The 24072-nt window shown below is 59.7% G+C and carries 13 protein-coding genes; 6 read left to right on the top strand and 7 right to left on the bottom strand.

The window, feature by feature from the left end; all coding sequences use genetic code 11:
- Positions 1 to 45: 45 nt before the first annotated feature.
- Complete coding sequence (locus ND528_RS21695; RefSeq protein ID WP_263471210.1) at positions 46 to 5586, top strand: dermonecrotic toxin domain-containing protein; 5541 nt, start codon at positions 46 to 48, stop codon at positions 5584 to 5586.
- A gap of 154 nt (positions 5587 to 5740) precedes the next feature.
- Entirely contained in the window at positions 5741 to 6658 is a 918-nt protein-coding gene (gene metR, locus ND528_RS21700) for a transcriptional regulator MetR (RefSeq protein ID WP_130909512.1), read from the top strand.
- A gap of 127 nt (positions 6659 to 6785) precedes the next feature.
- On the opposite strand, the gene ND528_RS21705 is transcribed toward metR, so the two are convergent.
- From ND528_RS21705 to ND528_RS21725, 5 genes are all read right to left on the bottom strand, one after another.
- Positions 6786 to 7283, bottom strand: coding sequence for a GNAT family N-acetyltransferase (locus tag ND528_RS21705; protein WP_130909511.1), 498 nt, complete (start codon positions 7281 to 7283; stop codon positions 6786 to 6788).
- 1 nt (position 7284) lies between these two features.
- Positions 7285 to 7923, bottom strand: a complete 639-nt coding sequence (locus ND528_RS21710; protein WP_263471211.1) for a LysE family translocator — start codon at positions 7921 to 7923, stop codon at positions 7285 to 7287.
- A gap of 23 nt (positions 7924 to 7946) precedes the next feature.
- Positions 7947 to 8357 carry an NUDIX hydrolase gene (locus ND528_RS21715; protein ID WP_263471212.1) on the bottom strand — a complete coding sequence of 137 codons (411 nt, stop codon included), beginning with the start codon at positions 8355 to 8357 and terminating at the stop codon, positions 7947 to 7949.
- Positions 8358 to 8425: 68 nt separating this feature from the next.
- On the bottom strand, positions 8426 to 9751 hold the full coding sequence (locus ND528_RS21720) for an APC family permease (protein WP_263471213.1): 1326 nt from the start codon (positions 9749 to 9751) through the stop codon (positions 8426 to 8428).
- A gap of 265 nt (positions 9752 to 10016) precedes the next feature.
- Positions 10017 to 10838, bottom strand: coding sequence for a carbon-nitrogen hydrolase family protein (locus tag ND528_RS21725; RefSeq protein ID WP_263471214.1), 822 nt, complete (start codon positions 10836 to 10838; stop codon positions 10017 to 10019).
- A gap of 124 nt (positions 10839 to 10962) precedes the next feature.
- On the opposite strand from ND528_RS21725, the gene ND528_RS21730 reads away from it, so the two are divergent.
- Both ND528_RS21730 and ND528_RS21735 read left to right on the top strand, forming a co-directional pair.
- Positions 10963 to 11763, top strand: a complete 801-nt coding sequence (locus ND528_RS21730) for a helix-turn-helix transcriptional regulator (RefSeq protein ID WP_137214075.1) — start codon at positions 10963 to 10965, stop codon at positions 11761 to 11763.
- A gap of 158 nt (positions 11764 to 11921) precedes the next feature.
- On the top strand, positions 11922 to 13541 hold the full coding sequence (locus tag ND528_RS21735) for an FMN-binding glutamate synthase family protein (protein ID WP_137214076.1): 1620 nt from the start codon (positions 11922 to 11924) through the stop codon (positions 13539 to 13541).
- A gap of 49 nt (positions 13542 to 13590) precedes the next feature.
- On the opposite strand, the gene ND528_RS21740 is transcribed toward ND528_RS21735, so the two are convergent.
- Complete coding sequence (locus tag ND528_RS21740) at positions 13591 to 17184, bottom strand: hypothetical protein (RefSeq protein WP_263471215.1); 3594 nt, start codon at positions 17182 to 17184, stop codon at positions 13591 to 13593.
- A gap of 390 nt (positions 17185 to 17574) precedes the next feature.
- Positions 17575 to 18996: an amino acid permease gene (locus tag ND528_RS21745; RefSeq protein ID WP_263471216.1), complete on the bottom strand. Its 1422-nt coding sequence runs from the start codon at positions 18994 to 18996 to the stop codon at positions 17575 to 17577.
- A 471-nt stretch (positions 18997 to 19467) separates the two neighbouring features.
- Here ND528_RS21745 and ND528_RS21750 point away from each other — a divergent pair, with 471 nt between their 5' ends.
- Positions 19468 to 19926, top strand: a complete 459-nt coding sequence (locus tag ND528_RS21750; protein WP_130911184.1) for an REP-associated tyrosine transposase — start codon at positions 19468 to 19470, stop codon at positions 19924 to 19926.
- A 949-nt stretch (positions 19927 to 20875) separates the two neighbouring features.
- Positions 20876 to 24013: a biosynthetic peptidoglycan transglycosylase gene (locus tag ND528_RS21755; protein ID WP_263471217.1), complete on the top strand. Its 3138-nt coding sequence runs from the start codon at positions 20876 to 20878 to the stop codon at positions 24011 to 24013.
- Positions 24014 to 24072 lie beyond the last annotated feature (59 nt).

Below are 24072 nucleotides of genomic sequence, written 5' to 3' on the forward strand. Positions count from 1 at the left end.
TGAACAGGAGCGGATGCCCCGCTCCCCCCTTGCGAGTCATCCACCATGCTCGAACCCCTTACCCTGGATTTGCCGCCAGCGCCCCCGGAGTCGTTCGCTACCTCCCTGGCGCTGCCTCAGACCATCGACGAAAGTCTTTTGTTACGGGCCAATCAGCACTGGCGCGACAGCAGCAGTGGCCTGCGTGAACTGTTTGCGAGCAGCCCCGCACTGCGCGATACGATCAACGCTTCGCTGCGACAACACCTGCAACTGGACGGCGAAAAAACCGGATTCGGCTTCATTGCCACCCAAACCCAGCCGGAGCATTTTGTCAGTCTTACCGACGCCTGCGCTTTTGTCGTACAACATCCGGCGCTGGAAACCACGTTGGACCAGCACTGCCACGTTATCGGCCTGAAGCCTGATCACCCGCTGTACACCCTGAAGCCGCTGCAACTGCTGGCCAAACTCAAGCCGCTCGACCCGCAGAGCGCCCACGCCACCCGCTGGGCCGAGTTCTGGGAAGCACGTGCGCCCGGCACCCCGGTTTCGCGACGCACACGCGCCACCGAGCTATACCGATCACATTTCGAAGCGAGCGCTGACGCCGCTTACGCCAGTAAAGTCATCAACGCCGAACAGCGCGACCTGCTGCAGCAAATCGTTGATTCAGGTTCCACCCCAGCGATGTTCAAAGGGCAGTCCGTTCACCTGGAAAAACCGGCACTGGTGCTGAGCAATCACAGCAAAGTCAAACTGCCGGGGGCTTGGGTGATCAGCACGGGGGACCGGGCAACGGCGCGAGCGCTGCTCTACCTGCCCTGCCGCCCCGCGTGCATTCAGGCGTTCGACAATCGAGTGGATCTGCAGACGTGGCTCGCCGGTCAGGTACAGATCCCTGGCGGCCTGCCACGCCAGATCCAGCGCTTCGATTACAGCGCAGCGACAGATCCGATGATCACCGGCGCCAGCGATCTGTTCGCCGACCGGCAGCAGGCGCAGATGAATGCCTTGCGCAACACCAACCGGGGCAAACCCGGGTTGCGCGAACACGCTGCGCAAGCGCTGTTGCATGTCGATCTGATTGACCATCAGCGCAGCACAGCGATCATCGTTGCAACACCGGCCAAAGCGCTCACTGCGCAAGAACCCATCGCAAGTGACGCCCCTCCGTTGTTCGGCAGCCTGTCCGCAGGCATTCCGCTGGCCCTGAGACACGCCTCGCTCAACCGCGAGCGCGATGCACTTGAACACTTGCTGTCCAACGACCCGGACGGCACACGCTTGCAACAATGCCAGGACGCCCTGAAAGCGCTGGAAAGTGCCGAGCAAGCCTGCGAAAAGGTCAGCACCTTGTTGTTCGACAACGCCCCCGTCTGCGACACGGCGTTCGCTGCGATTTGTCAGGCTCACAAGGATGGCTTGTACGCCGAGGCGAAGCTGCAAGTGCTACTCGGGCAAATCGACAGCGCCGAACACGACCTGCTCAAAGCCGTTCTGGACAAGCCTGTGGCCAGTGCACGCGATGCAGACTGGATCGCCGCCAGCCTGACACTTTCGCTGAGCGAAACCCGCGACACGATCACTACGGTGCAGCGCGAAACGCTCAAGGGTGTACTGGTATTCACTCGGCAAGCTGCGCTGGCGGACCGCGCCTCCAACACGAGTCTGCTGTTGTATTGCCCAGGCAGCGGCGGTGGTCTGCAACGCTTTCCCGATCGCCGTACCTTGGCACTCGATTTTTTCAAGATCAGCGAGCAGGACAGCGAATCGGCCTTGCAACTCGACGCCATCGCCTCGGACCCGCTGCGTCATTGCCTCAACGCATTGATCGTCGATTGCGAGACGCGGACCGCCGCCCTGCGCGATCAGTCCGGGCATGCCGATGCACTGGAAATTCTCCGCCAGGATTGCACAGCCGCTCTGCAAGTACCGGTCAGCGCCGCCAGGAGTCTGATGTTCGCGCACGAGCAAGAGCAGCAGCGCAGCGGTGTTCTGGCCACTCATCTGCCGAGCTGGCTGGTGCGTTTGCAGAAAAGCGAGCGGGCTGCGCTCAAAGAGCGCATCAAGGCGTATATCGAGGCGATGCGCAAAAGCCACGCGCTGATGACACTGGCACTGGAACCGCGCGACGACTTCACCCGTAAACATCTGTACGCGCGCCTGCGCAAGGACTTTGCCACCGAGGGCTATTTTTCCGTGCAGGTCGAATTGCCCGATTCCACCAAAACCGAAACCGTAGTGGAAGCCACCCCCACCGGCCCGCGGCGTAAAACGGTGATCGTGCCCGGCGCCACGCGCAGCACGATGTCACTGGAAGACCTCGCCCAGTTGAACATCGACAACGTTCAGTCAGTGCTCAATGACTCACTGTCGCAACGCCTGATTTTCATGCGGGTGAAGGTCAGTGCCGCGCGCCAACAGGATCGCAACCGTCTGCTCAACGGCATCAACCTGAGCTATCTGCTTAAAGTCCTGCCGGAGCTGGACCTGCCCAAGGCCTATGAGCGCAGGATCCTCGAAGCCTTTAATGGCGCGCCCGGCGAAGCGCTGTTCGTCAGACAGCATCGGCGCGAAGGCCTGATCGAACCCTGGCGCCTGCTGCTGAAGATCCAGAGTGAAAATGCGCGTGCACAGAAACACCTCGACCGCAATGAGGCTGAGGTGGTGAACATCGCAATCGATGCCGATACCGCTGAAGCCTGGCGCGCTCAAGGCAAGCGCATCGTTCTGCTGCCGGTCGCGCTTAAAACTGGCGGCAAAGACACCCCGCGCGAAGGTCCAGTGACCTTGTCCGGCGTGACCTTCATTGAAGAGCAGATCAGCGGCACTACACTGCTCTACCTGCCGGACAGTCCGGATCAACAATTTTTCCGCCGTTACGACAGTCTCGAATCAGCGCGCAAAGGGCTGTTCACACTGTGCGCAAGTGACCGCTGGATCGAATACCTGGCGGGCAAGGCCTTGCAGGGCAATGTTCGCGCGCATGTCAGCCGCATCGGTCAGGCGCATGAAAAAAACTTCGACGCCATTATCGAAGTCGGCGCACGCTGGCCGGCAAGCACTTCGCTGGCCGCGCACCTGCTCGATGCGCACATGGGTCGCTTGCTCGAAGCCCATCGCGGCAGCTCGCGCTCCAACGATGCGCTGTTCTTCGAACGCTATGCACTCAAAGGCCCACGGGCGTTCAACTACATAAAAATGGCGATTGGCATGGTCCCCTTTGTCGGCACCGTCCTCGCGCTTTACGATGCGTGGAACGCAGCCAATCAGGCCGTGGCAGCGTTTTTGCGCGGCGACGTGGCAGACGGGCTGGCGGAGCTCGAGTCAATGTTTCTCTCATTGATCGACGCGCTCATGGATCTGCTTCCGGGCGAAGCGGTGGCCTCGACTCTTGCGCGGTCCACCCGCGCCCTGACACGTGCGCGCCAGTTGCATGCGCTGCTGGGCAACGTTTCGGCCTTGCACGGTAAAACCCAGCGGCGGGCCCGGCATGTACTCGCCCGCTTTCAGGATTACGACTACGAACTACCGCTGTCCCTGGCCGGGATCGAGCCAGCCAGCCACGGGTTGTACCGTGGCGTTTACCGGCATGCCGACGGCGATTTCATCCAGCGTCAGGGGCGCATCTACCAGGTGGAGCTGGGCACGGGCTCACGCAACTGGCGCCTGGTCGGCAATTCGCGCAAGTCTTACAAGCAACCGGTCGCCCTGGATGAAACCGGCCAGTGGGACACTTGGTTCGGTGTCTATGGAACCGCCGCTGAGGCTGGCTTGCGTGGCGGCGGTAACGTCGCCGGGCATCTGGCCGATGCGCTGGACCCTTATTGGCCTCCGGTGATTCGCCAGCGCTTGCCGCGCTGGTGGGCAGAGCGTACGTTTCGCCGGCATCAGCAGTTGGAACTGGAGACGGAACGCCTGGGATACGTTATCGATAGCGGGGTCGAGGCGCGCAAGAGGGCGATACTGGCTTTCCAGGACGCCAGCCCCGCCGACCAGCGGGCCTTGTTGCCGGCAGCCGAAACCGCATGTCTGGAAGAAATTCGCCTGTGCGCTCAACGCTATCAGGGGTTGGCGGAGTTGAGGCCGCTCACCAGCGGCAATAAACAAGCGTCCGTAAACCGCGTACAAAGCTCTCTCGCTTTACGCCTGACCTCGCGATATGCCATGCGCGCCGGCCAAGTGTCAGCAGGCACAATCATGGTGCTGGAAGACATCCGGCGGCTGACACGCATGCACAGTGCTCTGCCGCCGAGCGCACGGTCACAGCGATTGGCCTTGCGTGCCCGGATTCGCGATCTGGAACTCGGTTACGTAAAAAAATTCGAGGAACTGGAAAGCACGAGATTCCAGCTCAATCAGTGGTACGAGCGCATCACCTTGAGATCCGACAAGGTCGGCCAGATCGAAACTGTCAATCTGGTCAATCGTCAGTTCAGCGATACCCGTCTGCTCTTTCACAAAACCTACATGCGCCTGGAGCTGGTCAAGAACTACGGCTATGACAATGACGTTTCCTGGATGTACTTCAACGAGCAAACGGACGGACTCTGGACACAGGCCAGACAGGCGGTGACCACCCAGTACGACCTGCCGAATCTGCAAACCACTGCGCAGAATCGCAGCCGGATGCTGACGCAATGTCTGGATGCCTATATCCGCTTCCGCCGACACATCACAGTCTGGATGACGGCCTACCCTGAGCACTTTCACCGGGATGCCATCGAACCGCTGCTCGACGGCCTGGAGCAGATGGCCGAACGTGCCCGCCGAGGCGTAATTGATCCACCGGCTCCGAGAACGCCCGGCCAGCCTGCCCAGCGGGTCTTCACCACTGAAGACGGCAACCTGCTGTACGGCACGGAAAAATTTGACTCGAGGTCGCAACGTCGGGTTTATGAACGCCGCCTCAGGGATGGCGAAGTGCAACTCTGGGAACAGGGTCCAGACGGCCGTTCGCGGCAGATCAGCCCTCAGGCTCCAGCCCCCCAGGCGCCGTCCGTAAGTCTCGCCGCGCTGGTCAATGACGCCGGACAGCGCCTGGACAGCATCCCGGCCTACCGGGCGACCGTGCAGAGCAATGCCGAGCGCGGCATGCTGCCGGTCGATCTGCAACACATGATGGACACCCAGGCCGCTGAGCTGAACACCCGAGCCGAGCGTATCGCCGCCAGATCTGCGCAGCATCCGCTCATCCAGCGCTTGCGCGATGCAGCCGCCGAGCTGACCGTTGCCGGACGCACCCTGCGCACCGAACGCTCACTCACCAGCCAGAAGCCCACCGATGGCATGCTCGATGACCTGATCGGGCAAGGCGCCGTTGCAATACGCAGAACGCAACCGATCAGATTGCTCGGCCGGCGTGGCGGTCACCCGGACTATATGCAGGAGTACGAGATCTGGAACATTACGACCGAACCCCAGCAGTTGCTGTGGTACGCGCACTTTCACTACCGCAACGCGACGCCGGTGTTCAACCGCTTCGAAACCGCGCATTTGAAATTGCCGCAGCACCGCTTCCTGACCCATGCCGATGATGCGACGTTGCCTTACGCGAAAATCGGCAGTAAATCGCTGGTCCTTGGGCATTTCGAGCGGCTCTGACGACTGGCGCCCGACCTTGCTCTCAGCCAGTGAATGGCAGGGAGCAAGGACGAATTGTTCTGCCCTCAAAGTGCGATGGTCGACAACCGGATGACCATGAGACAAACTCAACAGATCCTCGCTGATCACAAATTTTGTTCATGGAGCCCCGCCGGTGCTTGAAATCCGTCACCTGAAAACCCTGCATGCCCTGCGCGAAGCCGACAGTCTGGTCGATGCCGCTGACCGCCTGCATCTGACGCAGTCAGCCTTGTCGCACCAATTCAAGGAACTGGAAGAACGCATGGGCATGCAGTTGTTCGTGCGCAAGACCAAACCGGTGCGCTTCACCAGTGCCGGTTTGCGCCTGTTGCAACTGGCCGATGCCACCCTGCCGCTGCTGCGCGCGGCTGAAAGGGACATCGCTCGTCTGGCCGGTGGCACCGCCGGGCGTTTGCACATGGCCATCGAATGCCACAGCTGCTTTCAGTGGCTGATGCCGACCATCGACCAGTTCCGCGATGCCTGGCCGGAGGTCGAGCTGGACCTGGCCTCGGGCTTCGCTTTCGCGCCGCTGCCGGCACTGGCCAGGGGCGATCTCGATCTGGTGGTGACCTCCGATCCGCTGGAGATTGCCGGTATCACTTACGTGCCGCTGTTCACCTACGAAGCCATGCTCGCGGTGGCCAACCAGCATGCGCTGGCGAGCAAGCCGTACATCGTTCCCGAAGACCTGCTGACGGAAACGTTGATCACCTACCCGGTCGAGCGCGATCGTCTGGACATCTTCACCCGCTTCCTCGAACCGGCCGACATCGAACCGGCGCAGGTGCGCACTTCCGAGCTGACAGTGATGATGATGCAACTGGTCGCCAGTGGCCGTGGTGTCTGCGGCATGCCGCATTGGGCGCTGCACGAATACAGCTCGCGCGGCTATGTGAAGGGCAAACGGTTGGGTGAAAAGGGCTTGTTCGCGACGCTGTACGCGGCGATTCGCACCGACATGCTCGATGCGCCGTACATGCGTGATTTCCTGCTGACCGCCAAGGACACCTCGTTTTCGACCCTCGATGGCGTCAGCGCCGTACGCTGATTCTCCAGATCAAGAGATCTCCCTGTGGGAGCGAGCCTGCTCGCGAATCGCCGTGTCAGTCGCCGAACATGTTGCTGATAAAGCGCTTTCGCGAGCAGGCTCGCTCCCACAAGGATTTCGTGGTGGATCAGAGCTGGCGCCACATGTGGATCTTGTCGAAGTAGTCCTCGCCCACCCGCACCGCCAGCGGTTCGAGGCCGTACTGGATAAAGCCACAACGCTGGTAAAGCTGAAAAGCCGCGTCGTTGCCAGCAGTCACGGTGAGCTGCAGCAGTTTCAGCGCCGGATGTTTTTGCGCTTCGGCCAGAGCCGCCTGGACCAGATCAAAGCCCAGCCCTTTGCGACGAAAATCCGCCGAGACATACATGCCGAACAGCGTGGCTTTGTGGCGCGCCTTCTCGCGCGGCTCGAAGGCCAGGCCGACAATCCCTGCCAAAGTGCCGTCGTCGAACGCGCCCAGAACCACATCGAGCTTGCTGGTCAGGCGCGCTTCCCACCAGCTCAACGGCATCACCGCGCGTTCGCGCACGCTGGAAGTGAAGGCCTGCGGATGCCGGTCATAGGCTTCCAGCATCAGTTCGCGGTAAGCCAGGGCATGGCTGGCATCCAGCCGTTCGATCCACATGTCAGGCGGTCCGGCGTTGTTCGAGCATCAGTTTTACGGCGAGGCCGCCGAGCACCAGGCCCATGAAATAACGCTGCATCGCCACCCACGTCGGATTGCGCACGAACCACGAGGCGATGCCTGCGGCGAACAGCGCGATCAACAGATTGACGCTGAAGCTGACGCTGATCTGCGTCAGGCCGAGGATGATGCTTTGGGTGAACACCGAGCCGTGTTCAGGGCTGATGAATTGCGGAAACACCGACAGATAGAACACGGCGATTTTCGGGTTCAGCGCACTGGTGAGAAAGCCCATGGTGATCAGTTTGCGCGTCGAGTCCGGCGGCAATTGCTGCGCTTCGAACGGCGAACGTGCGCCGGGTTTCAGCGCTTGCCAGGCCAGCCACAGCAGGTACAACGCGCCGGCCCATTTCAACACTTCATAAGCCATCGGCACGGCGAGAAACACCGCCGTCAAACCCGCCGCCGCAGCGAACATATGCACGAAGAACCCGCCGACCACGCCAAGCAACGAAGTCACTCCGGCGCGGCGGCCCTGACAGATCGACCGCGAGATCAGATAGATCATGTTCGGCCCCGGCGTCAGCACCATCAGCAATGCGGCGGCGGCGAAGATCAGCAGGTCTTGCAACGGGATCATGGCAACGTCCTTTGCGGGAATGATCAGGCGAGTGCCGTCAGTGAACGGCGATAAAACGGCAGGATGTGCTCGCGTGTCAATGGCGCCAGCTCGAGCGCCGGATCAGTGGCCGGATCGACCCAGATGACTTCCTCGATCTCCGCCGCCGGGCGAACGTCAGTATCGATGGTCAGTTGATAAATTTCGGCATGGACGATGAAGCCCGGCTCGTTGGCGGCGGGGGCGGAAAAGCTGTTGAGGAAAATCGCCTGCGCCGGGTCGATCTGCAGCCCGAGTTCTTCTTCCAGCTCACGGGCCAGGGCGTGGATCGGTAATTCATGGGCCTCGATCTTGCCGCCCGGTTGCATGAAAGCCGTGGTGCCGCGCTTGCGCACCAGCAGGGTCTGGCCTTGACCGTTGAGCAACAGGGCAGCGGCGATATGAATGGTCGACATAAAGGAATCCCTTGGCGCAAAAGCGCCAAGGATCCCATGCCCGTCAGAGGGAAGCCAAGCCACGAAGCTCAGGTCGCTTCCTGAAAATCCAGTTCCGGCGGCTGACGGCGGAAACCACCGGTCAGCACGGCAAGGTACACCACGCCAATCGCCAACCAGCTCAGCCCCAGCCACACCGCCAGATGATCGAGACTGACCATCAGCCACAGGTCGGCCACCAGACCGATCAGCGGGCAGAGCAAAAACAGCAGCAGCTCGCGCAGGCCTTTTTTCTCGCCGCCGATCCAGTAATGGAAGATCACCGACAGGTTGACCAGGCTGAACGCGAGAAACGCGCCGAAGTTGATGAATGAGGTCGAGGTGGTCACATCGAGTTTCAGCGCCAGCAACGCCACCGCCGCGCACAGCAGAATGCTGTTGACCGGGGTGCCGAAGCGCGCATGCAACGTACCGAAAAAAGACTTGGGCAAGACGCCGTCGCGGCCCATGGCGAACAGCAGTCGCGAACCACTTGCCTGGGCCGACAGCCCCGAGGCGAACTGGCCGACAATCAGGCCGATCAGGAAGATCGAGACGAACAGGTCGCCACCGATATTGCGCGCGATTTCATAGGCAGCCGAGTCGACGCTGTCGAACTGGAACGATGGATGAGCGATCTGCACGAAGTATGAAACGCCAACGAAGATCAGGCCGCCAATCAGGGTGATCAGCATGATCGCCCGGGGAATGGTGCGGCGTGGATCGCGGGTCTCTTCGGTCAGGGTGCTGACCGCGTCGAAGCCAAGGAATGAATAACAGGCAATCGCCGCGCCGCTCATGATCAGCGGCATCTGCATGTCGCCGTTGAAGAACGGTTTGATCGACCACAGCGGCGTGCTCGCATCGCCGCCGATGTAGTGCACGCACAGCGCCACGAAGGCGATCAATACGAGAAACTGCACCAGCATCAGCAAAGCGTTGATGCCATTGGCCAGTTTCAGCCCGACGATGTTGATCGCACTGGTGATGCCGATGAACGCCAGCACCCAGATCCATTGCGGGATCGACGGAAATGCCGAAGCCAGATAAGCGGCGCCGATCAGCCAGATCGCCATCGGCAGGAACAGGTAATCGAGCAACACCGCCCAGCCGGCAATGAAACCGAGTTTCGGACTGATCGCCTTGCGCACGTAGCTGTATGCCGAGCCGGCCACCGGGAAAGCGGCAGCCATGCGCCCGTAACTCATGGCGGTGAAGAACATCGCCACCAGCGCCGCCAGATAGGCCGCCGGGACCATGCCGGCGGTGGACTGGGCGAGGATGCCAAAGGTGCCGAGGACAATGATCGGCGTCATGTAGGCGATGCCGAACAGCACCACCGACCCTAGCGAAAGGGTGCGTTGCAAACGAGCCATGGGCGACTTACTCCGAATGTTATTGGATTTATGGCAGAGCCGGGTTCGGCGAAAATTTCGGGTGTGGCTGATTATTTTTGTTCGACTGAAGATCGTTACCCCTCACCCCAGCCCTCTCCCCCAAAGGGGGCGAGGGGGAAAAGGAGCCGATCTATGTGGACTTCAATATCTGAGTTCGACTCGGTATCTCAGGTCGATGTATCTCGAAAGTACACCTCGGTCAGTCCCCTCTCCCTCCGGGAGAGGGCTAGGGTGAGGGCAGCGGTTATCGGTGTGGAATAAATAGCTCGCGAACACCGCAAGCCTGCTCCACCACCTCTCCCGGCAACTTCAAACGCTGATCATCCAGATAGCGATAATCCTTGCGCGCAATCTCCAGTTGCGTGAAATCCAGCTCGACCCTGAACTGCCCTTCTTCGCGCCCGGCCTCGAACAGCAGCGCCCCCAGCGGATCGACCAGCGCGCTGCCGCCGGCAAACACCAGACCGTCATCGCCCGCCTCGACACGATTGACCATCAGCGCAAACGCCTGGTTTTCCTGGGCGCGGGCCATGATCGCGGTGCGGTGGGTCGGGCCGTACGGGTCCATGTTGCCGTTGGTGACGATGAGCAATTCCACGCCCAGTTGCGCCAGGGCGCGGGCGGTTTCCGGGAACTCGATGTCGTAGCAGATCAACAGGCCCACGCGCACGCCGTTCCACACACAGGTGGTGTAGCGGTCGCCGGCTTCGAACACGCCGCGATCCGAAGCCCACAAGTGGGTCTTGCGGTATTTCAGGGCGATGCCTTCGGGGGTGATCAACAACGTCGTGTTGTAGAAGCGGCCGTTGTCGTTCTCGGCCATGCCCACCACCACGGCGATGTCATGCTCACGCGCCGCCGCGAGCACGGCGCTGACGGTCGGGCCGTCGAGCGGTTCGGCGACCCGGGCCACGGTTTCGGCGTTGGGGAAGCCCATCAGGTGGGTTTCCGGGAACACGATCATTTGCGTGTCGGCCGCGCAGGCAGCAATCGCCGCCAGTGCGCGTTCGAGGTTGTAAGCCGTGTCGTTGTCACGGCCCGCCAGTTGGGCGAGTTCGACTTTCATGGTTATCCCTTGTTATGTGGCCCGGCCCGGAAAGATTGCCCGGTGCCTGTCTGTGGGCCAGTATGCGCAGCAAGCAACCGGCCAGGGAATCACGCGGCCGGGGTAACCCGATAGGGGTAGATCGATGACACTTTCGTTGAATGACATCACTTGGCACCGCGCCGTCGGGCAATTGATCGACGCGCTCGACAAGCCGAATTTCTGGGCGCAACTGGTGCGTCTGCTTGAGCAGTACGTGGCGTTCGATAGCTGGGTGGTGCTGCTGTTCAGCACCGATCAGCATCCGCAAGTCTTCGCCGAATGCCCCGGCGAGGACGGCAGTCCGGACCCGTTGTTCCAGGATTATCTGCGCGGGCTGTATCTGCTCGATCCGTTCTACATCGCCTGCCGCGAGCAATCGCGCACCGGTCTGTATCGCCTCTCGGAAGTCGCGCCGGAGCATTTCGAGCTGACCGAGTATTACCAGCGATACTTTCGTCTGAATGTGGTGGCCGACGAAATCCAGTTCAATTGCCAGCTCGAAGGCGAGCGCACGCTGTGCCTGTCGCTGGGCAGTGAAAAACGTTTCACTGGCGAACAGATCGCTTTGCTGTCTTTGATTCAACCATGGGTGCTGGGCCTGTTGCGCCAACGTCTGCCGTACGAAATCAACGAAACCGTGGCCCTCGCCGTCGCACCTGCGCAGGCAGACTGGCGGGTGCAACTGGAAGCGTCGGTGCAACAGCTCAAGGGCGCCCAATTGACCGCGCGGGAACTGGACGTCGGGCGTTTGATGCTCAGCGGTTGTTCCAGTAAGGAAATCGCCCGCAAGCTGGAAATCTCCGTGGAAACCGTGAAAGTCCATAAGAAACACATGTACAGCAAGCTGGGGATCAAATCCCAGTCCGAGCTGTTTTCGATTTTTCTGCAGGCGCAGAACGCCTGAAACAATGTGACTAACGCTTTTTGTGGGAGCGAGCCTGCTCGCGAAGAGGCCCTCATGGCCGACATCAAGGTTGGCTGGTCCGCCGTCTTCGCGAGCAGGCTCGCTCTCACAGAAATGCGTGTCGTTGCACAAAATTGAGTCCGAACCAGGGAAACCGTATGAGCCTGTCTTTGCTGAGCCGCTACGCCTTCTTTGCCGTCTGTGTGATTTTCACCCTCGCCAGCCTGCCCTTTCTCGAACATGACTGGCTGTGGCCGATCACCGCCGTCACCGCAGTGCTGAGCCTGCTCGGCGTGTTCGACTTGTTGCAGACGCGCCACGCAGTGCGCCGCAATTATCCGATTCTGGGCAACATCCGTTATCTGGTCGAAGGTATCCGCCCGGAGATTCGCCAGTACCTGCTCGAATCCGACAGCGACGCCCTGCCCTTCTCCCGCGCGCAGCGTTCGCTGGTGTACTCGCGAGCGAAAAACGAAACCGCCGACAAACCGTTCGGCACGCTGATCGACGTCTACCAGTCCGGCTTCGAATTCATCGGCCACTCGATGCGCCCGGCGCCGTTGAGTGACCCGAACGGTTTCCGCGTCACTGTCGGCGGGCCGCAGTGCACGCAGCCCTATTCGGCGTCGATCTTCAATATTTCGGCGATGAGCTTCGGCTCGCTCAGCGCCAACGCCATTCGCGCCTTGAACCAGGGCGCGAAACTCGGCAACTTTGCCCACGACACTGGCGAAGGCAGTATCAGTCCGTATCACCGCGAACACGGCGGCGACCTGACCTGGGAGCTGGGCAGCGGCTACTTTGGCTGCCGCACCAGCGACGGCCGCTTCGACCCGGAACGCTTCGCCGTGCAGGCGCAGAATCCGCAAGTGCGCATGATCGAAATCAAGATGAGCCAGGGCGCCAAACCCGGCCATGGCGGGATCTTGCCCAAGCACAAGGTCACCAGGGAAATCGCTGAAACCCGTGGCATCCTGATGGGCGAAGACTGCGTTTCGCCGTCGCGCCACAGTGCGTTTTCCACGCCGATCGAAATGATGCAGTTCATCCAGCAACTGCGTGAGCTGTCCGGCGGCAAACCGGTCGGCTTCAAGTTCTGCCTGGGCCATCCGTGGGAGTTCATGGGCATTGCCAAGGCCATGCTGGAAACCGGCATCCTTCCCGACTTCATCGTCGTCGATGGCAAGGAAGGCGGTACTGGCGCAGCGCCTGTCGAGTTCACCGACCACATCGGCGTGCCGATGCGCGAAGGCTTGCTGTTCGTGCACAACACGCTGGTCGGCCTGAACCTGCGCGACAAGATCAAACTCGGCGCCAGCGGCAAGATCGTCAGCGCCTTCGACATCGCCAGCGTGCTGGCCATCGGCGCCGACTGGGCCAACTCCGCGCGCGGCTTCATGTTCGCCATCGGCTGCATCCAGTCGCAGTCGTGCCACACCAACAAATGCCCGACCGGCGTCGCCACCCAGGACGCCCTGCGCCAGCGCGCTCTGGTGGTCCCAGACAAAGCCCAGCGCGTCTACAACTTCCATCGCAGCACGCTCAAAGCGCTGGCGGAGATGCTCGCTGCCGCCGGGCTCGATCATCCATCGCAACTGTCGGCCAAGCATCTGGTGCGACGCATGTCGGCGACCGAGATCAAACTGTTCTCGCAGCTGCATGTATTTCTGAAACCCGGGGAATTGCTCACTGGGGAAGTGAACGGCGAGTTTTATTCGCGGATGTGGCAGATGGCGCGGGCGGACAGCTTTGAACCTTTGGAAGTGGCTGCCGCGTAACTGCAAAGCGCCAATCCGCACGACGGATTGGCGCTCGACATCCGTTACATCACGCGGCAGTAGCACCTTCAACAACCGGCACCGGCCTGGTGACTGTTTTAATCACGCCGGGGTTGGGATAAACGCTGACCAGTGTGTCCGGTTGCGTTATCCAGCCAGGTTTCTCCGATGAATATTTTATGATCGTGCCCGCACCTTCACTGGCCTGGAAATGCAACTTCCAGGATTGCGCCGCGCGGTCGTATTTCATGAACGCAAAACCCAACAGCCGCGAGTCCGCCTGACCGTTTGCATTCACACGCAGCCCATAGTCGGGATATTCCATGGACGCGCTGAGACCCAGACCGTGCTCATGCGTGGCGAGGCCATTGTACTGAGCGAGTTCCTTGCCACCCTCGACATGCCTGACCCGCAGGCGACTGGCGTCGAGTTGATCGACCACCAGCGAGCAGCCACTGAAGCCAGGCGTAAACAAATGATCGGGCTCGCCCCACTTGGGGTGGACCGGAATATCGACATAACCTCCCTGCGCGGCCCAGTAACCGACCACGGCATCTGACGACTGCGGAAGCTTGTCGATTTTCGGGTCATGGATTTTCAATGCATTGAATTGCGTCCGGACCGAGTTGGCAGGCTGAACGCGCTCCATGACAAAGACGAAACTTGCCCCGCCCTCCTGATTGGCCAGTTGTGACGCGATCTCGGCGCTGTAATTGACGCGCCCCGGTTGCAACAATTCGGTGGCCACCGGTAACCGGCTTAATTGCGCCGGCGACAAGGCTTCATGAATGCCGGTGCGCTGCAGCGAATAACGCGTCAGGGAAGGCAGACCACAATCGTACGCAAGGTGTGCAACCTCACTGTTAGCAACGACTTCGATGACCGGTTCCCATAAACCGTTGGGCAGCCGATGGCGCATAAATGCCGAGCCCGGAAGTAGCGGATTGCTTGAGGTGTACACAAGCTGATGGCTGAGACGGGTACTTTCATCGACAGTCGCCCCCACCCGCACGTCTGTTGCACCTTGCGGCAGCTCACCGCCACGCAGCGAAACCGGCTGCCATTGATCCGGCGCAACTTGCCAGAGTCTGGCGCCGTGCGTGCGGTTCGTCGCCGGGTCAACAATCACCACGTCGGTGAAATCGTCTGCCAGATTGAAATCATTCCTGATTCCATACACCGCTTCCTTGCCAGCGGCGTCGATATTGCGGATATAAAAGCGTTGGCCGTCCGCGCTGCGGAAAATACCCCGGGCATTGCTCTCAAGACCGACGAGTACCGAGGGCTTGATGGCGAAGCGGTTGAAATCGCTGTTAGTGAATCCGTTCACTCCAAGGATTTCAGGCTTGGGCCGGAAATCGCCCGGTGCGCCGTAAAGCCGATTGTTCAGCGGGTTGTAGTGATGCCACTGCTGGTCTTTCAGCACGCCGATGCCATCGACACTTTGCTGGTTTATCTTCCAGGTACCTATCAGTGCGGGCCCGTGTTCTTTGCGCAGTAACCGCAATAACTCGCTGGGGTCTGACACTCTGCGCAATGCCATGATCTGCCGCAGGCCTTGCTCGCCGAGAAATCTGAGGCCTTGACCAAGCAGCCGGGTCGCCCCCACGCCCACGTCACGCAGGGCGATCAACGGATTGAGTTCGGTGATGACCACCGCACCGATTATCTTCGCCGCCTTGAGTGTCTTGCTGATGGCTGACGCCGTGGAAACACCAATCCTGGCCAGTTTTCCGGCAACACTTGCACCGGCAGTAACAAAGCCCAATACATCAAAAAACAGGTCCACTGCGCCGTCGGCATAGTTGCCGTCGACGAAGTTGGCGATCGCCGTCTTGAACGGGATCAGGTCGACCACGAAATCGATAACCCTCTGCACGAACGCGTTTTCCCCGTCTTGCGTGGTCTGGCCCTTTGCTGCCTGCAAAATGTCCTCGTTGTCCAGATCCAGATGTTGCACAAAGGCTTGAGCAATCAGCTCGGTGCGCTCGCTCGAATAACTGACGGGCACTGAAGAGCTTTTTGCGCTTTTTGGCAGGAGCTTAGCGGCTTGCGACTGGTCAGCCAGCAGCAATGGCTCGATGGTGTGCTTGATGCTCGGAACAGATGCATTTGTGCGCTCGGACGCTTCTGCTGGATCGTAGGACCGGGTCCGGATAACCCCTTGTTTCAGATCGATATCATAAAGCTTCGATTCCTGGCCCAGATCAACCTTCACCCTGAGGATGGCGCTTGTAGATATCAGGTTTCTGCCGACAATATTCAGACTCAAGCGGTAGGTCTTGTATTGGTAAAACGAGACGTGGCCGTGTTCCAGGTTTTTCCTGTCCTGCAGCGGCAACTCGGCGATCAGATGTTTTACAAACAGCAGTGCGCCTTGCTTGAGGTTGCCGATAGCATTTTCAAATTGTGCCTGGAAGGCATCTGCCGCGCCAAGTTCCAGCGGTGCATTGATCTGGTCAAGCAGCGGAAGCAAGCGCGGATCGCGGGTCGTCCATTGATAGTAGGGCGGCCCGCCCATCATGACGATGTCGAGCAGCGAGTATCGGCCGTTGAGGGTCGGGTACAACAAGAGCCCGTCGCCTCCGGCAACCTTGGGCTGCTCCAGCAGGCGCTCTTCAAACGGTATGTCGCCTTTGAACTTTTTCTGCAGTCTGTCCAGCGCGATGGCTTTGCGGCTTGGCAATTGGCTGTTCAACAAAATCGAGGTGTTGAGACGACCGGCCAGTTGCAGGTTGAAGTGTGTCTTGGCGCGCTCCAGTTCGTCACGGGTGTAATGTTCACCGTGGTTCTTTTGCACCACGCCGTTGACTACGCCCCAATCTGCCAGCGCGGCGGCCTGAACGTGCTGAAAAACCTGCGAGTCGATCAACGAAGCGCTTTCTGTGCTGGCCATAACTTGAGCAAAGGTCATATAGGCGACTTTCCCGGGTGTGTAGGCCTCGATCGTTCGCGCCGCGACGGTCAGGTTGAACCATGCCGTGGTGCCGTATTTCAAGTCGGGGGGAAATTTCTTGATGAGAAACTCGGGCGCCTTGCGAACCAGCAACAGAGCGGCGGTCAATCCGGCCAGTCGGCGGCTGCTCAAGCGTTCCTTGATCAAGTAAGCCACCAGGTTATCGAATACCTGCAAAGGGGGTTTGCCCCAGAGTTTCTCTCCGGCTAGATCGAAGCCAGCAACTTTGCTACGTGACGGCTGATCAATATCGCCCTGATGCAGACTCAAATGAATGCCGGCCATTGCGTACTCGGCGGCGCTGACATCGGTGGCGATGCCGTTCAAGCGGGTCTGGATTGCAAGACCCAGAGCCTGCCCGCGAGGACTGTTGATGAGTCTTGCCAATGCCGACAGCGGATCACTCAGCGCCTCATTCGCAAGCCGCTCGTCTACGTCCAGATAGTCCAGCACTCCGGCACCCGGTAGCGCAATGAAATCAAGGCTATCCAGAAAAACACTGGTGGCGTGCAAGGCTTCTTTTTGTTGCGCAACAGTCAATGGAATTGACCAGGACAATGCACCGGCAAAGTCACCAAACGGATGGGAATTTACTTTTGCGATTTCCAGGCTGGCCGCGAGGTGCTCAAACTGATTATTCTCAGGTGCCGATACTTCACCAACGAGGTCCATGTTGGATTCAGACATTTTATTTTCCTTCAACGGATTAAATAGAATCCGAAGTAGGCGATAGAACACGCTTTAATTTGAAGGCCAGAAGTATTACCAATAAATCATATCAGAGCCGCCAGACACCATTTAAATACCAAACTTATCAAGTATATGACCGAGTGAATGTTGCCAAACAATAGACCAACCAAAGTCAGCCATACCCATTCACTCTAAAACCGGCATCAGGCGTGGAAACTTACAACATGAAAATACTTGCAAAGCTGCCTCTTGAAATTACAAACGGGAGCCTCACGATTACTGTTACAACAAAAAAAGATCGCTTTCTGCAACAATATCCACATTACTTACAATGTAGAAACTCCTGCAGGCAGCGACCTTTTCCGGAGGTCTTGCGCGTTTAATAACTTACGACGCGGAACGCACGGCATCTCGCGATAAGTTATTCGGCTGCAACTTGAACACGTAAAACAACACCGTCAGCAACACCAGAAACGCAGGCCCGACATACAGCGCCACGCGGGTATCCGGGAAGTACGCCATCAGGCCGACCACCAGCACCAGAAATGCCAATGCAAAGTACGAACTGACCGGGTACAGCCACATCTTGTACTTGAGGCCGGCACGTTCGCTGGCGCTCAGGCCTTTGCGGAATTTCAGCTGGGCGAGAAGGATCATCACCCAGGTCCAGATCGCACCGAAGGTGGCAATCGAGGTGACCCAGACGAAGACTTTTTCCGGCACCAGATAGTTGAGCACTACACCCAGCAGCAACACCGCAATCGACAGCAACAGCGCCCGGCGTGGCACGCCGTTGTTCGAGGTCTTGGCGAAACCGGCCGGGGCCTGGCCGTTCTGCGCCAGGCTGTAGAGCATGCGCCCGGTGCTGAAGATGCCGCCGTTGCACGACGACAGCGCCGCAGTAATCACCACGAAGTTGATGATACCGGCGGCGGTCTTGATGCCCAGCCGCTCGAAGGTCATCACAAACGGGCTGCCTTGGGTGCCGATTTCGTTCCACGGGTAGATCGACAGGATCACGAACAGCGCGCCGACGTAGAACAGCAGAATCCGCCAGAACACCGAGCCGATCGCGTCGGGAATGGTCTTCTGTGGGTTTTTCGCTTCACCGGCGGTGAGGCCGATCATCTCGACACCGAGGTAGGCGAACATGACCATCTGCAGCGACATCAGCACACCGGTCACGCCGTTGGGCATGAAACCGCCATGGGCCCAGAGATTGGAAATGCCCAGTGCCACGCCGTCATTGCCGAAACCGAAGGCGATGATGCCGACGCCGCCGATGACCATGGCAATGATGGTGACGATCTTGATCAGGGCGAACCAGAATTCGAATTCGCCGAAGGCTTTCACCGCGATCAGGTTGATCGAGCCCATGCTGATCAACGCCGCCAGGGCCCAGATCCAGCGCGGCACATCGGGAAACCAGATGCCCATGTACACGGCCACGGCGGTGATTTCCGCGACGCAGGTCACCAGCCACAGAAACCAGTAATTCCAACCGGTGAGAAAGCCTGCCAGCGGACCGAGATAGTCCTGCGCGTAGCGGCTGAACGAACCGGCCACCGGGTTATGCACGGCCATTTCGCCGAGTGCGCGCATGATCACCAGGATCGCCAGACCGCCAAGAATGTAGGAAAGCATGATCGCCGGGCCGGCCATCTGGATGGCCTTGGCCGAACCGAGAAACAGACCGACGCCGATACAGGCACCGAGCGCCATCAGGCGGATATGCCGTTCGCCGAGTTCACGTTTGAGCGGACCGCCCGAAGCGGTGTCGCCGTGCGGCAGAGGATTGCCAACTGGCATAGGGGTACAACCTCGTCTTGTTATTGGATATGACCACCGGGTTTCGAAGCGTCGGCCGATAGGCCTTGGCTGGGCAGGAAACCGCGTCAGCTTCGTGGGCAGACGCGTCTTGCAGGGCGGGCCTGAAAGATCAGCGGGGCGTGCAGTATAAAAAGCTCAGGGCAGGATTTTTCACTCTAAAAGTCACAACATTCAGCGACAACTCTCGGCAATAGTGGGTTCTTCGGAGAGGCATTACCTGCACTACGTAGGAAAAGTCGCCACTGAAAAAGCCGCGAAGTATTGCACAGACATGGTGCAGCGTCATGTTCCAGCCCGGGTGCATTTGATTCACTGCGCGATGTCTCTCCTCGCGATTGATCACGGATAAATGGCCGGCGGATTCAGAAATTTCTCTCAACGATTGCGGCGTCGACAGGGACAGGCAGCCACTAACCTTTGAAGAAGCCATGAACAAGCAAGGAAGCTCACATGCCAGTCCGTCCCAATTCCCACCGTCTGCGCCAAAATCGCTTCTCGGAAAACGGTCGTGCCTACTTCATCACCTCTGTCATCCACGAACGCCAGCCCGTATTTGCAGATTGGCAGACAGGCCGATTATTGGTTGCCGAACTGCGCCGGGCTCATGAGCAAGGAGTCGCGCAATCCATCGCCTGGGTTGTCATGCCTGACCACTTTCATTGGCTGATGCAATTGCAACGCGGCTCACTTGGCGAAGTCATTGGTGGTGTAAAGGCCCGCTGTACGCATGCGGTGAACAGAAAAACCGGACGTCACGGACCGCTGTGGCAAACCGGCTACCACGACCGTGCGATCCGTGACGGCGAGGACCTGGAGCCCATCGCCCGCTATATCATCAATAATCCCCTGCGAGCCGGGCTGGTCGATAACCTCGGTGACTATCCGCTCTGGGATGCCTACTGGCTCTGAGCGCACCAGCTTTCTGAAATAAGTGGATCTATTGTGGCGAGGGGATTCATCCCCGCTCGGCTGCGAAGCAGTCGCAACTCGCTGACACGCGGTGTACCTGTAGAAACCTTGCCGGCAGGTGTTGGGGCCGCTTCGCAGCCCAACGGGGATGAATCCCCTCGCCACAGGGAATCCCTGCATGACTGATAAATCTGCTAGCCACCTGAATCCTTTCCTCACACAGACAACATGCCCCGATGTGAACAGCCTCTTTGTGGCGAGGGGATTTATCCCCGCTCGGCTGCGCAGCAGTCGCAACTCGCTGACACGCGGTGGGCCTGCATAAACCGTGTTGGCCGGTTTTGGGGCCGCTTCGCAGCCCAACGGGGATGAATCCCCTCGCCACAGGGAATCCCTGCATGACTGATAAATCTGCTAGCCACCTGAATCCTTTCCTCACACAGACAACATGCCCCGATGTGAACAGCCTCTTTGTGGCGAGGGGATTTATCCCCGCTCGGCTGCGCAGCAGGCGCAACTTGCTGACACGCGGTGTGCCTGCGTAAACCGTGCTGGCGGCTTTTGGGGCTGCTTTGCAGCCCAGCGGGGATAAATCCCCTCGCCACGGGGAATTTCCGCATGACTGATAAATCTGCTAGCCACCTGAATCCTTTCCTCACACAGACAACATCCTGGGATATAAACAGCCTCTCTGTGGCGAGGGGATTTATCCCCGCTCGACTGCGCAGCAGGCGCAACTTGCTTACACGCGGTGTACCTGCATAACCGTGCCAGCAGCTTTTGGGGCCGCTTCGCAGCCCAACGGGGATGAATCCCCTCGCCACAGGGTGTGTTCCAGTTTTATTCAGGCAATCCGCATCCTCCGCTCTTCACATTTTTTTCACCGGCTCCAACCACCGTCTAAGCTTCAGACAAGTCCGATCAATCTGCGTGAATGGATCAGTCGACTATGGGCGCTTTGTGGCAAACCGATTCGAGTAAAACCGTGGTTCAGACTGAAAGTGTGAATGAAGCGCCTGTCCCTGAAAAACCCCGTCGCCAGCGGCACGGGTGGAAGGCTTTCTGGTTGCTGTTCTTGATCATTGCGGTGGTGGTGGGACTCGCCGCGTCCAAGGAAATGCGCACCTCGCGCTTCCAGGCCCGGGAGCTGAGCCAGTACGCCGCTTCGCTGACCTACAAGCTTGAACCCGGCCCCAGTGAAGCGATTCGTTATCCGGGCAACGGCCCGTTCGATCTGCGCCTGGGTTACAGCTCGCTCGATGAATTCCTGCCGCGCCTGCTCAAGCGCAATTATGTGATTACCGAGCAGACGCGCTTCTCCCCCGCCCTGCTCGGTTACACCGATAAGGGCCTGTTCGTGCCCTATTCGGAGAAGATCCAGGCCGGGCTGTCGATCACCGATTGCCGAGGCGCTCCGCTGTACCGATACAACTATCCGCAGCAACTGTATGCCGACTTCGCGGCGATTCCGCCGGTGGTGGTCAGCAGCCTGCTGTTCATCGAAAACCGCTTTCTCCTCGACCCGAAACAACCGCTGGCCAACCCGGCGGTGGACTGGCCGCGCTTCGGTATGGCGGCATGGTCGCAAGTGGCCAAGCTGCTGCGCCTGCCCGGGCAATCGGCCGGCGGCAGCACCCTGGCGACGCAACTGGAAAAGTATCGCCACTCGCCCGATGGCCTGACCGTGTCCGGCGCGGAGAAGATCCGCCAGATGATTTCCGCCAGCGTGCGCGCCTACCAGGATGGCCCAGAGACTCTAGGTTCGCGGCAGAACATCGTGCGTGACTATCTCAACAGCGTGCCGCTCTCGGCGGTACCTGGCCACGGTGAAGTGCACGGCATGGCCGAAGGTTTGCGGGTCTGGTACGGCAGCGATTTCAACAAGGCCAACGAGCAACTGAACAGCGCGAAGACCGACCCGCAGACCATGGCCGCCAAAGGCCTGGCCTTGCGCGAAATGCTCTCGCTGATGATCGCCCAGCGCCGCCCTTCGCATTACCTGACCAAGGGCCGCGAGGAACTGGCCAACCTTACCGACAGCCATCTGCGCCTGCTCAAGCAGAATGGCGTGATCGACAGCGCCCTCGCCGACGCTGCGCTGGCGAGCACCGTGACGTATCGCGACTGGCAGACCCAACCGACCATGCAGCCGATCGAAACCAACAAAGGCATCAGTGTCGCCCGCAGTCGTCTGGCGAGCATGCTCAATCGCCCGCTGTACGACCTCGATCGCCTCGACCTGTCGGCCACCAGCACCCTGCAGGGCGATCTGCAAACGCAGGCCACGGCTTATCTGAAAAAACTCGCCGACCCGGCCTACGCCGCTGAAATCGGCCTGCTCGGTGAACGCCTGCTGACGCCGACCAGCACCACGCAAGTACGCTACAGCTTCACCCTGTTCGAACTGACCCCGGACGGCTCGCGCGTACGCGTGCAGACCGACAGCACCGACCAGCCGTTCGACATCAACGAAGGCAGCAAGCTTGAACTCGGCTCGACGGCGAAAATGCGTGTGCTGACCACGTACCTGCAAATCGTCGCCGAGCTGCACGACAAATACGGCGCGATGAGCGGACCGGAACTGAAAAAAGTCGAAGTGCCGGATCAGGATCGCCTCAGCCGCTGGGTCATCGACTACCTGATCCAGAACAAGGATCACGACCTGTCGAAGCTGCTTGGCGCGGCGCTGGATCGCAAATACTCGGCGAGCCCCGGCGAGGCGTTTTTTACTGGCGGTGGGCTGCATACCTTTCACAACTTTCGCAAAGAGGACAACGGTCGCCTGCCGACCCTGCGCGATTCGTTGCGCGAGTCGATCAACCTGCCGTTCATTCGGCTGATGCGCGACATCGTCCGCTACACCACCTACTCAGGCCCCAACGCCGAATTGCTCAAGGATGATCGCGATCCGCGCCGTCAGGAGTATCTGGCCAGTTTCGCTGACCGCGAAGGCACCTCGTTCCTGCTCAAGTTCTGGAAGAAGTACCGCAACAAGGATACCCAGGCGCGTCTCGATACCTTCCTCGACAGCATGCGCCCGACGCCTATTCGCATGGCCGCCGTGCATCGCTATCTGTTGCCCGAGGCAAGCCAGGAAGACTTCAACCGCTTCGTGCGCTCGCACCTCAAGGGCACCAAACTCAACGAAAAACTCACAGACGACCGTTTGATCCGCCTCTACGATTCCTATGGCCCCGGCAGTTACGATTTGCCCGACCAGGGCTTCATCGCCAAGGTGCATCCGCTGGACTTGTGGATGATGGGTTATCTGCTGCATCACCCGGAAGCGACCTTCAGCGAGATCGTCAAGGCCAGCCATTTCGAGCGCCAGGAAGTCTACAGCTGGCTGTTCAAGAGCCGGCACAAAGGCGCGCGCGACAGCCGCATTCGTACCATGCTCGAGATCGAAGCCTTCCTCGACATTCATCAGCGCTGGCAGAAAGTCGGGTACCCGTTCGATCACCTGGTGCCGTCACTGGCCACCGCCATCGGCAGCTCAGGTGACCGCCCCGCCGCGCTTGCCGAACTGATCGGCACCATCCTCAATGACGGCGTGCGCATGCCGACGCTGCGCATCGACAGCCTGCATTTCGCCGCCGGCACCCCTTACGAAACCAAAGTGGTCAACGATCCGCATGTCGGCAAACGGGTAATGCCGGTGGAAGTCGCGCGAGCCATGCGCGAGGCGTTGTCGCAAGTGGTCGATGCCGGTACCGCCAAACGTGTGTCGGGCAGTTTCAAATTGCCCGACGGCATACCGCTGGCCATGGGCGGCAAAACCGGCACCGGCGACAACCGCATCGCGGCGATCGGTTCCGGCGGGCGGATCATCAGTTCGAAGTCGATCAACCGCACGGCGACATTTGTGTTCTACATCGGCGATCACCATTTCGGCACCCTCACCGCGTTCGTGCCCGGGCGCTCGGCGGAGAACTTCAAGTTCACCTCGGCCCTGCCCACACAAGTGCTCAAGGGCATGGCGCCGATTCTCACGCCGTATCTGCAACCGGGCAGCGATTCGCAGTGCCGACCGGTGCAAACCGCCAGCGTGGCCATGGCCGAGAACGCGATGCCCGAGCTCAAGTAACCAATCATTTCAGGCGGCGTACGGCTCAGGATGCCGTTTTCCATCAGCGCCGGGTGGTA

The sequence above is a fragment of the Pseudomonas mercuritolerans genome, assembly GCF_025706525.1.
Classification (GTDB): Bacteria; Pseudomonadota; Gammaproteobacteria; order Pseudomonadales; family Pseudomonadaceae; genus Aquipseudomonas; species Aquipseudomonas mercuritolerans.

Excerpts from the sequence above, each read along its gene's own strand:
- ND528_RS21695 (WP_263471210.1), top strand. The coding sequence starts at position 46 with ATGCTCGAACCCCTTACCCTGGATTTGCCGCCAGCGCCCCCGGAGTCG.
- ND528_RS21705 (WP_130909511.1), bottom strand. The coding sequence starts at position 7,283 with ATGTGGATCGAACGGCTGGATGCCAGCCATGCCCTGGCTTACCGCGAA.
- ND528_RS21710 (WP_263471211.1), bottom strand. The coding sequence starts at position 7,923 with ATGATCCCGTTGCAAGACCTGCTGATCTTCGCCGCCGCCGCATTGCTG.
- ND528_RS21715 (WP_263471212.1), bottom strand. The coding sequence starts at position 8,357 with ATGTCGACCATTCATATCGCCGCTGCCCTGTTGCTCAACGGTCAAGGC.
- ND528_RS21720 (WP_263471213.1), bottom strand. The coding sequence starts at position 9,751 with ATGGCTCGTTTGCAACGCACCCTTTCGCTAGGGTCGGTGGTGCTGTTC.
- ND528_RS21725 (WP_263471214.1), bottom strand. The coding sequence starts at position 10,838 with ATGAAAGTCGAACTCGCCCAACTGGCGGGCCGTGACAACGACACGGCT.
- ND528_RS21730 (WP_137214075.1), top strand. The coding sequence starts at position 10,963 with ATGACACTTTCGTTGAATGACATCACTTGGCACCGCGCCGTCGGGCAA.
- ND528_RS21735 (WP_137214076.1), top strand. The coding sequence starts at position 11,922 with ATGAGCCTGTCTTTGCTGAGCCGCTACGCCTTCTTTGCCGTCTGTGTG.
- ND528_RS21740 (WP_263471215.1), bottom strand. The coding sequence starts at position 17,184 with ATGTCTGAATCCAACATGGACCTCGTTGGTGAAGTATCGGCACCTGAG.
- ND528_RS21745 (WP_263471216.1), bottom strand. The coding sequence starts at position 18,996 with ATGCCAGTTGGCAATCCTCTGCCGCACGGCGACACCGCTTCGGGCGGT.
- ND528_RS21750 (WP_130911184.1), top strand. The coding sequence starts at position 19,468 with ATGCCAGTCCGTCCCAATTCCCACCGTCTGCGCCAAAATCGCTTCTCG.
- ND528_RS21755 (WP_263471217.1), top strand. The coding sequence starts at position 20,876 with ATGGGCGCTTTGTGGCAAACCGATTCGAGTAAAACCGTGGTTCAGACT.